Here is a 12,197-nt window from a genome sequence, read left to right on the forward strand (position 1 = left end):
CCCGCCCCGCGCGCCGCCCCCGTCCCTGCCCCCGCCCCGCTCGTCATCCCGCCCGTGATCCCGGCCGTCATCGCCGAGCCTGTCGTCCAGATCGAGCGCGAGCTGCCCACCCTCGCCGAGCCCGAGCCGGTGCGCTCGGTCGGCGAGCGCGCCCCGCAGAAGCCCGAGCCCGAGCCGACGCGCGATGACCCCGCGACGCCGAGCGCGCTGCAGGGGCTCACGAGCTGGCAGGACCTGTGGAGCAACCCGCAGGCGCTCGGCGCCGCGGCCCTCATGGGCCTCCTGTACCTGCTCATGGTGAGCGTGCCCGCCGAGATCCTCAACAGCACCCTCGAGTCGAACGCGCACCGCTGGCGCCGCATCACCGCGTGGGCCGCGCCGTTCACCGCGCGCCTCGCCTCCGTCGGCGCGACGCTCCGGAGCTGGGGCATCGCCGGCCCGCTCGTCATCATCGCGACGGCCGTCGCCTTCGGCTTCGCCGACCCCGACTTCGGCTTCGACGTCACCTCCCTGCGCCTCGTGATCTCCCTCGCGATCGGCCTCGTGCTCGTGGTGCACGTGCCGAACCTCATCACCGCCGCCGTCATGGGCACGCGGTTCCGGGTGAGCGCGTCGATCATCACGCACCCGTCGGCGATCATCTTCGCCGTCGTGGGCGTCCTCGCCTCGCGGTTCCTCGGGTTCAGCCCTGGCTTGCTCGTCGGCCTCGTCATCGGTCTGCAGCTCGCCGCCGACGCGCGGGCGACCGACCGCCGCCGCGCCGTCCTCGTCCGCCTCGGCGCGACCTACGCGATCGCCATCACCGCCTGGGTCGGCTACTCGTGGCTCGAGTGGGTGCTCGCCGACGCGCAGGGCGACGTCGGGTTCCTCGGAGTCTTCCTCTCCGAGACGCTCGCCGCCGTCGTCATCGAGGGCCTCACGAGCCTCGTCGTCGCGCTGCTGCCGCTCATGTTCCTCGACGGCCGCACGCTGCTCGACCAGTCGCGCAAGGTCTGGGCCATGGTCGCGATCCCGGTGGCGTTCACCTTCTGCCTCGTCGTGCTGCCGAGCGTCGAGGCGCTCGACGACGATGCACCCCTGGTCACCTGGGTGGGGGTCTTCCTCGGCTTCAGCGCGACGGTCGCGGCCGTCTGGTTCGGCTTCCGCCTGCTCGATCAGCGGGATGCCCGGCGCGCGTCGAGCGAGGACGACGCCGAGGCCTCGGAACTCGCCGACTCGAGCCGCTGACCGCCGTTTGCGACACCCGAGGATACTTTCGGCGCGGCGGGTCTTCCCCGTCACCCGAACGGGGGTTACGGTAAGAGCACCCACGCAGCACCGGAGCCCGAGGCGCACCCCCGTCGACGACTCCGGACGGCCCTCACCCGGGGCCGGTCACCGCTGCGGCACCCGACCGAGATCCCGACTCCCGGTGAGACGGACCCGTGCGCTCCGGCGCGCTCCCGCCCGCCCGTCGCCCCCTCGAGCGCGCCGCCGCCGATGCTGCGACCCCTCCTCGCGCCGTGCGCGCGAGGGCAGTGATGTAACGCGACGCCGCCCGTCAGCTCCGAGGGTGCGGAGAGGCGGGCAGTCGCGTTCGGGGGCGGGCGGAGTCGATCCGCCCGGGCGGTGCTCGATCGCGGTGGGGATCGCCGATCGAGCACCGCCGAACCCGCCCCGCGCCTTCCCGTCAGCGGAGGGGCCGCCCGTAGACCAGGCGGCGCAGGAGCCACTCCGCCGGCCCCGGACGGTCGGCCGCATCGAGGACGATCGCGAGGACGAGTGTCGCCACCCAGGTCGTGAGCGCGATGAGCGAAGCGACCGCAACCCCGACCTCGCCACCGAGACCGGCCGCCCACGCCGAGAACACCACCATGAACACGACCGACTGCAGCAGGTAGCCGGTCAGGCTCCGGCGACCGAGAGCTGCCAGCCAGCGCAGCACGAGCGGAGGCCGATCGCCAGCGGGTCGCGTCGACCCGCCCGCCACGAGCGCGATGAGGGCGAGCCCGGCGGCCGCGCCGACGAGCCCGCTCGCTCCGTGGAGCATCGTCGCGAGCGGCTCGAGCAGAGGAGGTAGCGGGTAGACGCCGAGGATGGCGAGCACGACGGGCAGGGCGCCCACGAGCGAGATCGGGATCCCGATCGCCACCGCGCGGGTCAGGAGCGCCCGATGCTCCTCGGGCCGATCGAGCCAGCCGCGTCGGACCGCGATGATGCCGAGGCACATCGGGCCGAGGAACCCGAGCCCGATGATCGGCGTGCTCAGCGCGTTCGGCAGCCACGTCAGGACGTTGAAGAGGACCGCCAGAGGGTAGCTCTCGGCTCCCGCCGTGCCGGGGATCAGCGAGAACTCGGGCAGGTCTCGCCCAGCGGGACCATCGGCGGGGATGGCGGCGATGAGATCGTCGACGAGCCGCCCGACCCCATCGGCGGCCGACATGAGCACGAGCGCCGCGGCGCCGATCCAGCCGACGACGATGATCACTCGATCCGATGCGCGGATCAGCAGGATGAGCCCGAGGCCGATGATCGCGTACGTGGTGATGATGTCGCCGAAGAACAGCAGCACGCCGTGCGCCGCTCCGATCGCCAGAAGCCACAGGTTGCGACGCACGAGCAGCCTGCGCGCCTCCGGCCAGCTGGCCCCCCGCGCCGCTTCGCGCGCGGTGATCTGCGCGAGTCCCGCGGCGAAGAGCAGAGCGAAGAGCGGGAAGCTGCGGTTGTCGAACAGGAGCGCCGTGATCGCGTTCGCGACGGCATCCGATTCGGAACCGATCGGCTTGAGGAGGACGCCGCGCTCGACGCCGTAGAGCCAGAAGGGCACGTTGGCGAGGGCGATGCCGAGCAGGACGAGGCCGCGCGCGACGTCCGGCGCGAGCGATCGACGAGCCCGAGCAGTCGGCGACGGCGGAGGGAGAGGCGCGGAGGACGGCAGGGTCGGTGCGGAGCTCATGCCTCCACGCTAGAGGGATCCTCACGGCTCTCGCCTCCCCCGCGCGACGGAACCGGCGGAATCGCCCCCTCCGGCCCGCGCGCCGCCACGACGCTACGGATTGTGACGCCGCCGACCGCCGCCGCGGACGCCGCGACGTAGCCTGGCCCCATGGCCGACCGCGACTATGGCTTCCGCACGCGCGCGCTCCACGCGGGCAACGTCCCCGACTCGGCGACGGGCGCCCGCGCCCTGCCGATCTACCAGTCGAGCGCATTCGTCTTCGACGACGCGCAGGACGCCGCCGCGCGCTTCGCGCTGCAGAAGTACGGCAACATCTACAGCCGCCTCGCGAACCCGACCGTCGCGAGCTTCGAGGAGCGCATCGCGAGCCTCGAGGGGGGATTGGGGGCCGTGGCGACCTCCAGCGGGCTCTCCGCGCAGTTCGTGACCTTCGCATCCCTCGCCGGCGCCGGCGACCACATCGTCGCGAGCGCCAACCTCTACGGCGGCTCGATCACGCAGCTCGACGTCACGCTGCGCCGCTTCGGCGTCGAGACGACGTTCATCGCGAGCGATGACCCGGCCGACTACGCCGCCGCGATCATTCCGGGCCGCACGAAGCTCGTCTTCGCCGAGACGATCGCGAATCCGAGCGGAGACATCGCCGACATCGCCGGTCTCGCCGACGTCGCGCACGCCGCCGACCTGCCGCTCATCATCGACTCGACCGTCGCGACGCCGTACCTGTGCCGCCCGATCGAGTGGGGCGCCGACGTCGTCGTGCACTCGGCGACGAAGTTCCTCGGCGGGCACGGCACGACCCTCGGCGGCGTCGTCGTCGAGTCGGGCCGCTTCGACTGGTCGAACCACAATTTCCCGCTCTTCGAGGAGACCGTGCCGCACTACGGCGGCCTCACCTGGTACGGCAACTTCGGCGAGTACGCCTTCCTCACGCGCCTGCGCGCCGAGCAGCTGCGCGACATCGGCCCCGCGCTCGCCCCGCACTCGGCGTTCCTGCTCGCGCAGGGCGTCGAGACGCTCCCGTACCGGATGCAGGCGCACGTCGACAACGCGCGCCGCGTCGCCGAGTGGCTCGAGGCCGACCCGCGCATCGAGCAGGTGCGCTGGGCGGGCCTGCCGTCGCACCGCCACTTCGCGCGGGCGCAGCAGTACCTCCCGATCGGCCCGAGCTCGGTGTTCAGCTTCGACGTGAAGGGCGGCCGCGCCGCAGGCGAGGCGCTCATCGAGAACGTGCAGCTCGCGAGCCACCTCGCCAACATCGGCGACGCGAAGACGCTCATCATCCACCCCGGCTCGACGACGCACGCGCAGCTCACCGAGCAGCAGCTTCTCGACTCGGGCATCGGCCCCGGCCTCGTGCGCCTCTCGGTCGGCATCGAGGACGTCGACGACATCATCTACGACCTCGACCAGGCGCTCGACGCGGCGCAGAAGGCGGTGGCGGCATGATCGAGACGACGACGGATGCCGCGGGCACGACCGCGACGGCGCCCGAGAGCACCGAGACCGTCACCCTCGCCAACGGCCTCACCTGCGCGCTTCCGGCGAGCTCGCCGCTCGCGAAGCTGCTGAAGTCGCAGCGGACGTGGGTGGGCCCCTCCGCGAAGGAGCGGCTGGGCATCCTGCGCCGCGCCAAGAGCGTCGCGATCGTCGGAGCCTCGCCGAACCCCGCCCGCAGCTCGTACTTCGTCGGCACCTACCTGCAGCAGTCGAGCGACTACCGCGTGTACTTCGTGAACCCGAACGCGACCGAGATCCTCGGCCAGCCGGCGTACCCCGACCTCGCCTCGCTGCCCGAGGTGCCCGACATCGTCGATGTGTTCCGCAAGGCGAGCGACATCCCCTCCGTCGTCGACGACGTCATCGCCGCGGGCGCCTCGACCATCTGGGTGCAGCTCGGCATCTGGAACGAGGAGGCCGCGATCGACGCTGAGAAGCGCGGGCTCACCGTCGTCATGGACCGCTGCATCAAGGTCGAGCACGCGCGCTTCCACGGCGGGCTGCACCTCATGGGGTTCGACACCGGGGTTATCTCGGCGAAGAAGCAGGTGCGATGAGCGCGGAGCGCGTCAGCCCGCGCACTCGTCCGGAGTGCCGTCGTCGATCTCGGTGAGGGAGAAGGTCAGGTTCGCCGGGAACTCGAACTCCTGCCGACCGAGGGGGGTGTCGAAACCCGTGGTCCCCGTGCCCTCGGTCGTGATCGTGCCCGATGCGCCGTCGGCGTCGAGCGCCACGCTGTACGAGCCTGACGCCGCGAGGTCGATGAGTCCCTCGCCGTAGGTTCCGTCGTCGCGGTAGTTGAAGGTCCCGCCGCTCGCATTCTGCGGCGAGAACTTCGTGACCGTCCCCGACCCGGAGAGCTCGAAGGGTTGAGCGAGGTCGCAGATCACGCCGATCGCGGTGACATCACCGTTCGTGCCCTGGGCGAAGTACGCGCGACCCGTCGTCGCGATCGTGACCGTGGTCTCTGCCGTCCCTCGGCGCGACGCTGCTTTCAGCAGGATGCTGCCGGAGGTCCCGGCCTCTCCCGCGACGAACGTGATCGAGCGCGTGGAGGTGAACGAGCCGGGGTCGACCGAGTCGGAACCCGTGAGCGTCGCCTCGACTCCGGAGGCGAACTCCTCACCCGACAGGCGCGACCGCACGGTGACCGGGAACTCGACGCCCGATCGAGGGCTCACGGTCTTCGGCGCGGAGGCCTCGACGCGGACGCAGCCGTTGTTCCACATCGTCGCCTGTACGCCGGTCACGGCTCCCCATGCGAGGGTCGCGAGCCGTTCGCTCGCCGCGCTCGCGAGGCGCTTCACATCGGCGTCAGTCGCGCGACTGGAGGAACGCACGAGTTCGGCGCTCGATTCCGCGAGCCCGTACACGTTCAGAATGTTGGCGCTCTCCAGACGCTGACGGGTCTCCACGTAGACCGCCTGCCCCGAGACCGGCGCGTGGCGGGTGCCCTGCGTGCCGTCGACGGTCATGACCTCGGGGTAGCCGTCCTCGCCCAGCCGCCCGCTGATCCTCGCTGCGAGCTCTTGCTTGACTGTCGCCCCACCGCCACCGCTCACCTCACGATCCAGTCGCACCGTGAAATCGAACTCTCCGTCGTCGCCGGGGCAGACGACGCCTTCGAAGGCGAGCCGGTTGGATGTCCGCACGCCGTCGTCCGAGGTGGAGAGATGGCTGACCGAGAGCTCGAGCTCGTTGTCTCCGGTGCGGGTCACCGCCAGAGTGCCGTCGCCCCGCGTCCGACCACTCGCTCCCGACCCGGATAGATCGTTGGACTGACCGACCTGAAGCTCCTGGGTCCTGGACGATCCGTACATCGCGGGCACGAGCATCCCGCTGACGACTGACGAGGCCAGGAACGACTCACCTGCACCGCCCGGCGCACCGACCGAGCGGACCGACGCGGTGCGGATGACCGCGTCTTCGCCGAGCGCTTCCGGTTCATCTGGGGGCGCCGAGCCCTCGGCGAGGGCGGCGCGCAGCTCGATGCCGGCAAGCCTCTCGGCTTCGAGGATCTCGTCGACCGCGACCGTCTCACCCGTGAGCTCCTGGTAGTCGGCGAGCACCTCGGCCGTCGCGAAGTCGATCGTTCCGGGGTCAGCCGGGAGCTCGGGCTCGATGCCCGGGGCGGGCCTCACGTCGAGCTCGATCGTCTCGACGGCCTCGACCGGCCCTCCCGGCCCGCAGCCGATCAGGGCGCCGACCATCACGACCGCGAGAGCCGACGCGAAGGTGCGCACGAGCGCGATGCTAGACCTGTCGACTCAGGGTGACAATACCTCGACGGCGGATGCCCGCCCGCGGTCACTCCCCCGCGTCGAGCTCGGCGACGCTCGTCGCCGGCAGCCGGCACACGAAGTCGGTGCACGCGAACGCCGTGCTCGTCGACCCCTGCGGCTGCCGGTCGTCGAGCAGCGCGAAGCCCGCGCCCGCCCACGCCGACGCCGCGGACGCCGTGAGCGCGATCGCGAGAACCCCGTCCCGCTGGGGCCCGCGGGCGCGCGCCTCGAGCTCGCCGGGCTCGGCGTCGTCGGGTCGCACGACGACGAGCTGTCGCGCGGGAGCGGCGAGCGCCGACGCGACGGCGAGGGTCGCCCCGAACGCGATCGGCCGCTGCTGCGCGAGCGGCGCGAGCGCGGCGACGAGCGCATCGGCGGCGAACCGGTAGCGGGGCTCTGCGGTGAGCTGGTGCAGCAGCAGGGCCGCGCGCGCGATCGCCGCCTCCCCGCTCGGCGCCGAGCCCTCGTTCGGGTCCTCCCCCGCCGCGAGCCCCTGCGCGGCGAGCACCGGGTCGCCCCCACCGGGAACCGCCGCGGCGATCGCGCGGCCCGACTCGACGGCGTCGTGGTCGCCCGCGACGAGGCACGCGTCGACGAGCTCGCGCGCGACGGTCGCGTAGCGGTGCTCGCCGGTCGTGATCGCGAGCTCGAGCAGTCCGACGGCGAGGTCGCCGTAGTCCTCGAGCGCGGCGCGGGCGCTCGACGGGCGCCCGTCGCGGCTCGCCCGCAGCAGGCGCGGCGACCCGTCGTCGTCGCGAGCGAGGTGCGCGGCGAGCAGCTCGTCGGCGAGCTCGACCGCGAACGCCGCCCACTCGGGCTCGTCGAGCAGCCTCGAGGCGACCGCGAGCGCGCCGATGGCGAGGCCGTTCCAGCCGGTCAGCACCTTCGCGTCGAGAGCGGGGCGCGGATGCTCGGCGCGAGCCTCGGCCGGCAGCGCGTAGTACCCGCCCTCGCTCCGCTCGCCGTCGATGAGGCTCTCGCTGTCCTGCCCCGAGGCGAGTCCGCCGGAGACGCGCATGATCTCGCGCAGGAACCCCACGATCCCGGCCGCGGTCTCGCGCGCCCCCGCGCGCGCGGCGACCTCGAGCAGCAGGGCGTTGTCGTTGAGCATGCGCTCGTAGTGGGGCTCGCTCCAGTCGCGCCGGGTGGCGTAGCGGAAGAAGCCGCCCTCGACGGGGTCGCGCAGATCACTCGCGGCGATGCGCTGCAGGGTGCGCGCGGCGAGGGCATCGGCATCCGCGTCACCGGCGGAGCCGCGCGCCTGCAGGAACAGCAGGACGGGCGCGACCGGGAACTTCGGCGCGCCTCCGAACCCGCCGTGCAGCTGGTCCTCGAAGCCCGCGAGCTCGGCGACGATCTCGGCGAGGGCGTCGGCGTTGGGCAGGGCTCCGGGGTCGCGGCGGCTCGCGGCGGTGATCGCGTCGCGCAGCCCGTCGGCGCTCTGCATGACCTCCTCGCGGCGGCTCGTCCACGCCTCGAGCACCGCGTCGACCACCTGCCTGAATGACGGCACGCCCGAGATCGGCTGCGGAGGCAGGTACGTCGCGGCGTAGAACACGCGCCCCTGCGGCGTCGCGAAGACCGTGAGCGGCCAGCCGAGCTGGTCGCTGAACGCGCCCGCGGCGGTCATGTACGCGGCGTCGACGTCGGGATGCTCCTCCCGATCGACCTTGATGCTCACGACCCTCTCGGCGAGCCATGCGCCCACCTCGGGGTCGGAGAACGTCTCGCGCGCCATGACGTGGCACCAGTGGCACGTCGCGTACCCGATCGAGATCATCACGGGCACATCGCGGCGCGCGGCCTCGGCGAAGGCCCCCTCGCCCCACGGCCACCAGTCGACGGGGTTGTCGGCGTGCGACTGGAGGTACGGGCTGACGGCGTTCTCGAGCCTGGCTGCCATAGGTTCGAGCCTATGAGCCTCCCCTCCGACTCCCCCGCGTCTCCCAGCCCGCGCCCGGGTTCGCCCGCTGGTTCGCCCGTCGCCGTCACCGTCGTCGGCGGCCCCACCGCGCTGCTCGAGTGGGCGGGCCTGCGCCTCCTGCTCGACCCGACCTTCGACCCGCCGACCGTCTACGGCCCGGGCCCGAACGACCTCACGAAGACCGACCCGCCCGCCGTCGCCGACGCCGACCTCGGCCGCATCGACGTCGCGCTCGTCTCGCACCACCACCACGAGGACAACCTCGACGAGGCCGGTCGCGCCGTCTCGCTCGGCCTGCCGCTCGTCATCACGACCTCCGAGGGTGCAAGCGAGCTCGCCGCCCGGTGCGCTGCGGGCGAGGGCACCGCGACGGTCGTCGGGCTCGGCGAGGAGGAGTCGCTCGCGCTCGACAGCGCGGCGCTCGTCGGTTCAGCGGTCGCCGCGCATGCCCCGGCCGGCGCGCGCGTCATCGCCGTCGCCGCGCAGCACGGGCCGCTCGAGGTCGCCGACCGTCTCGGCCCGGTGATCGGGTTCGTGCTCACGGCTCCGGGTGAGCCGACGATCTACGTCTCGGGCGACAACTCGTCGGTCGACGTCGTGCGCGCGATCGCGGCCCGCCACGGTGCGGTGGATGCCGCGGTCCTGTTCGCGGGCGCCGCCCGCGTCCCCGCGATCGATGCGGCCCTCACCCTGACCGCGGCGGACGCGCGCGCCGCCGCCCTCGCGCTCGCCGCCCGTCGGGTCGTCGGGCTGCACCTGGACCAGTGGGCGCACTTCAGCGAGGGCCGCGACGCTCTCGAGCGCGAGTTCGCCGGGCTCGAGAGCCCCGCGGGTGGTCCGCTCCTCGCGGCGACGCCGCTCGGCGAGCGCACCGAGCTCGCGCTGTAGTCGCGCCCGCGCCGCAATTCGTCCTCTTTCGGGCAAACCGTGCGCCGCCGGGCGCCCGAGTTGCCCTGAACAGCACGGAAAAGGGCACAAGCGTTGCGGCGCATCACCGCGGACCGTCTCACCAGCGCTTGATGAGCTCCTCGTCGCGTTCCGTGACGGTGTGCGTGACGCCCTCGGCATCCACATAGCCGTAGGTCGTCGACGTCTGCACGCCGGTCCTCCGGTATCCCAGGCGCTCGTACAGCGCGGCGGCGCGGGGGTTATCGAGACCCACGCCGACGACGAGCGCCCGCTGCCCGACCCCTGCGCCCAGGATGCGAGCGTCAACGATCAGCTCAGCGGCGCGGATGAGAGCGGTGCCGACGCCGCGACCCCGAGCGGCGTCGTCCACGCCCAGGTTCTTCAGTTCGGGCGGCTCGTCGTTCGTCAGCTCCGCCGACCCCACCACGCTGCCGTCGTCAACGACCACCGCGACGAGGAAGTCGACGGCATCGGCCTTCTGGCGAGCGAACGCGCCGCGCGCGTACCCGCTGCCGGGCGGCTCGCCGGCTTCGAGAGCCGCGACGTCGGACTCCGTGCACCGGCGCACGACGACGTGGCCCGAGGCCGCGTCGCCGCCCGCCGGCGAGCCGGGCATCCGCCCCGCCCCTAGAAGTCGGTGTTGAGGGGGTGCGCGCCGACGCGCTGGTCGCGGTCGGCCGCCGCGATCGTCGCCATCTCGTCGGCCGAGAGCTCGAAGTCGAAGACGTCGGCGTTCTCGATCATGCGCTCGCGCTTGGTGGTCTTCGGGAAGACGATGATGCCCTCCTGCAGGTGCCAGCGGATCGCGACCTGCTGCACCGACTTGCCGTGATTCGACGCGATCTCGGCGAGACCCGGCAGCTCGGCGAGCTCGTACTTGCCCTGACCGAGCGGGCCCCACGCTTCGGTGAGGGTGCCGCGGGGCTCCTGGAAGGCGCGCAGCTCGCGCTGCTGGAAGGCGGGGTGCAGCTCGACCTGGTTCACGACGGGCACGACGTCGGAGACCTGGGCGAGGTCGTCGAGGTGCGTCTGCATGAAGTTCGAGACGCCGATCGAGCGCGCCTTGCCGCTCTCGCGCAGCTCGACGAGCGTCTGCCACGACTCGACGTGCTTGCCGTACTTGGGCGCCGGCCAGTGGATCAGGTACAGGTCGACGTAGTCGAGGCCGAGCTTCTCGAGCGACGTGTCGAGCGCGGCGCGGGCCGAGTCGGTGCCCTGGTCGCTGTTCCAGAGCTTCGTGGTGATGAAGAGCTCCTCACGCGGGATGCCCGAGTTCGCGATCGCGCGGCCGACGCCCTCCTCGTTCTTGTAGATCATCGCCGTGTCGATGTGGCGGTAGCCGACCTCGAGGGCATCGGCCACGATGCGCTCGGCCTCGGCCGGGTCGACGAGGAAGACACCGAGCCCGAGCTGCGGGATCGTGCGGCCGTCGTTGAGCGTCAGGTGCGGAGTGGGGATCGCGGAAGTCATCCCCCCATCGTGACTCACGAACCCGGGAGGTGGCGCTCGTCGGGGCCGTTGTACGCGCTCAGCGGACGGATGAGCGCGTTCGACGCGAGCTGCTCGCGCACGTGAGCCGTCCAGCCGGTGACGCGCGAGGCGATGAACAGCGGCGTGAACATCGTCGTGTCGAAGCCCATGAGGTTGTAGGCGGGGCCCGACGGGTAGTCGAGATTCGGCTTGATGCCCTTCGACTCGACCATCGCGGTCTCGAGAGCGTCGTACAGGTCGAGCACCTCGGGCCGGTCGTAGTGCGCGACGAGGGTCTCGAGCGCGGCCTTCATCGTCGGCACGCGCGAGTCGCCGTTCTTGTAGACGCGGTGCCCGAAGCCCATGATCTTGCGCTTCTCGGCGAGCGCCGTCGCGAGCCACTCTCGGGCGCCGTCGGCCGAGCCGACCTCGTCGAAGGTGTGCTGCACGGCCTCGTTGGCGCCGCCGTGCAGCGGCCCCTTGAGGGCGCCGATCGCGCCGGTCACGGCCGAGTACACGTCGCTGAGTGTCGAGGTGATGACGCGCGCGGCGAAGGTCGAGGCGTTGAACGAGTGCTCGGCGTACAGGATCATCGACACGTCGAACGCGTCGACGACGACCTTCTCGGGCACCTCGCCGAAGGTCATGTGCAGGAAGTTCGCCGAGTAGCCGAGGTCGTCGCGGGGCTCGACGAGCCGCTCGTCGCGCAGGCGGCGCTGCGTGTAGGCGACGATCGCGGGCAGCTGCGCGAAGAGACGGATGCTCCGCTCGAGGGTGAGGTCGAGATCGATCCACGTCCGGTCGGTCGTGAGCGACTCGTCGAGGGCTCCGATGACGCTCACGGCGGTCCGCACGACGTCCATGGGGTGCGCCGAGAGGGGCAGCGCGTCGATCGAGTCCTTCACGGTCGGGTCGAGGCGTCGGTGCGCGCGCTCGAGCGTCTCGAACTCGGCGAGCTCAGCATCCGTCGGCAGCTCGCCGTGCCAGAGCAGGTAGGCGACCTCCTCGAAGGTGCAGTTCGCGGCGAGCTCCTGCACGGGGTAGCCGCGGTAGAGCAGCGAGTTGGTCTCGGGGTTCACCTTGCTCACGGCGGTGTGGTCGACGACGACCCCGGCGAGTCCCTTGCGGATGTCTTCGGTCATGCGTTCCTCCTGGTGGGGCGGGCTCAGCGGCC

The 12,197-nt window shown here is 72.1% G+C and carries 10 protein-coding genes; 4 read left to right on the forward strand and 6 right to left on the reverse strand.

Annotated features, from left to right (window positions below; all coding sequences use genetic code 11):
* A partial coding sequence (locus Q7T15_RS00005) for a hypothetical protein (RefSeq protein WP_304691992.1) occupies positions 1 to 1,227 on the forward strand: 1,227 nt, incomplete at its 5' end.
* A gap of 442 nt (positions 1,228 to 1,669) precedes the next feature.
* On the opposite strand, the gene Q7T15_RS00010 is transcribed toward Q7T15_RS00005, so the two are convergent.
* Complete coding sequence (locus tag Q7T15_RS00010; protein ID WP_304691994.1) at positions 1,670 to 2,935, reverse strand: DUF418 domain-containing protein; 1,266 nt, start codon at positions 2,933 to 2,935, stop codon at positions 1,670 to 1,672.
* A gap of 150 nt (positions 2,936 to 3,085) precedes the next feature.
* On the opposite strand from Q7T15_RS00010, the gene Q7T15_RS00015 reads away from it, so the two are divergent.
* Both Q7T15_RS00015 and Q7T15_RS00020 read left to right on the forward strand, forming a co-directional pair.
* Positions 3,086 to 4,387 carry an O-acetylhomoserine aminocarboxypropyltransferase/cysteine synthase family protein gene (locus Q7T15_RS00015; protein ID WP_304691996.1) on the forward strand — a complete coding sequence of 434 codons (1,302 nt, stop codon included), beginning with the start codon at positions 3,086 to 3,088 and terminating at the stop codon, positions 4,385 to 4,387.
* Positions 4,384 to 4,995 (forward strand): CoA-binding protein, encoded by a 612-nt coding sequence (locus Q7T15_RS00020; protein WP_370689059.1) that lies wholly within the window; start codon positions 4,384 to 4,386, stop codon positions 4,993 to 4,995. Before Q7T15_RS00015 ends, Q7T15_RS00020 begins: the two co-directional genes overlap by 4 nt.
* 12 nt (positions 4,996 to 5,007) lie before the next feature.
* On the opposite strand, the gene Q7T15_RS00025 is transcribed toward Q7T15_RS00020, so the two are convergent.
* Positions 5,008 to 6,681: a hypothetical protein gene (locus Q7T15_RS00025; RefSeq protein ID WP_304691997.1), complete on the reverse strand. Its 1,674-nt coding sequence runs from the start codon at positions 6,679 to 6,681 to the stop codon at positions 5,008 to 5,010.
* A gap of 64 nt (positions 6,682 to 6,745) precedes the next feature.
* Positions 6,746 to 8,623: a thioredoxin domain-containing protein gene (locus Q7T15_RS00030; RefSeq protein WP_304691999.1), complete on the reverse strand. Its 1,878-nt coding sequence runs from the start codon at positions 8,621 to 8,623 to the stop codon at positions 6,746 to 6,748.
* Between the two features lie 12 nt (positions 8,624 to 8,635).
* Here Q7T15_RS00030 and Q7T15_RS00035 point away from each other — a divergent pair, with 12 nt between their 5' ends.
* On the forward strand, positions 8,636 to 9,532 hold the full coding sequence (locus Q7T15_RS00035) for an MBL fold metallo-hydrolase (RefSeq protein ID WP_304692001.1): 897 nt from the start codon (positions 8,636 to 8,638) through the stop codon (positions 9,530 to 9,532).
* Positions 9,533 to 9,650: 118 nt separating this feature from the next.
* On the opposite strand, the gene Q7T15_RS00040 is transcribed toward Q7T15_RS00035, so the two are convergent.
* From Q7T15_RS00040 to Q7T15_RS00050, 3 genes are read right to left on the reverse strand one after another with little or no spacing between them, the layout of a single operon-like run.
* Positions 9,651 to 10,169 (reverse strand): N-acetyltransferase, encoded by a 519-nt coding sequence (locus tag Q7T15_RS00040; RefSeq protein ID WP_304692003.1) that lies wholly within the window; start codon positions 10,167 to 10,169, stop codon positions 9,651 to 9,653.
* Positions 10,170 to 10,180: 11 nt separating this feature from the next.
* Positions 10,181 to 11,023: an aldo/keto reductase gene (locus Q7T15_RS00045; RefSeq protein WP_304692005.1), complete on the reverse strand. Its 843-nt coding sequence runs from the start codon at positions 11,021 to 11,023 to the stop codon at positions 10,181 to 10,183.
* 14 nt (positions 11,024 to 11,037) lie between these two features.
* Complete coding sequence (locus tag Q7T15_RS00050; RefSeq protein ID WP_304692007.1) at positions 11,038 to 12,165, reverse strand: bifunctional 2-methylcitrate synthase/citrate synthase; 1,128 nt, start codon at positions 12,163 to 12,165, stop codon at positions 11,038 to 11,040.
* Positions 12,166 to 12,197 lie beyond the last annotated feature (32 nt).

This window comes from Microcella sp., from assembly GCF_030645145.1.
GTDB lineage: Bacteria > Actinomycetota > Actinomycetes > Actinomycetales > Microbacteriaceae > Microcella.

What these genes read in the sequence shown, in the direction of transcription:
- Q7T15_RS00010 (WP_304691994.1), bottom strand. Translation starts at nt 2,935, where the DNA reads ATGAGCTCCGCACCGACCCTGCCGTCCTCCGCGCCTCTCCCTCCGCCG.
- Q7T15_RS00015 (WP_304691996.1), top strand. Translation starts at nt 3,086, where the DNA reads ATGGCCGACCGCGACTATGGCTTCCGCACGCGCGCGCTCCACGCGGGC.
- Q7T15_RS00020 (WP_370689059.1), top strand. Translation starts at nt 4,384, where the DNA reads ATGATCGAGACGACGACGGATGCCGCGGGCACGACCGCGACGGCGCCC.
- Q7T15_RS00030 (WP_304691999.1), bottom strand. Translation starts at nt 8,623, where the DNA reads ATGGCAGCCAGGCTCGAGAACGCCGTCAGCCCGTACCTCCAGTCGCAC.
- Q7T15_RS00035 (WP_304692001.1), top strand. Translation starts at nt 8,636, where the DNA reads ATGAGCCTCCCCTCCGACTCCCCCGCGTCTCCCAGCCCGCGCCCGGGT.
- Q7T15_RS00040 (WP_304692003.1), bottom strand. Translation starts at nt 10,169, where the DNA reads ATGCCCGGCTCGCCGGCGGGCGGCGACGCGGCCTCGGGCCACGTCGTC.
- Q7T15_RS00045 (WP_304692005.1), bottom strand. Translation starts at nt 11,023, where the DNA reads ATGACTTCCGCGATCCCCACTCCGCACCTGACGCTCAACGACGGCCGC.
- Q7T15_RS00050 (WP_304692007.1), bottom strand. Translation starts at nt 12,165, where the DNA reads ATGACCGAAGACATCCGCAAGGGACTCGCCGGGGTCGTCGTCGACCAC.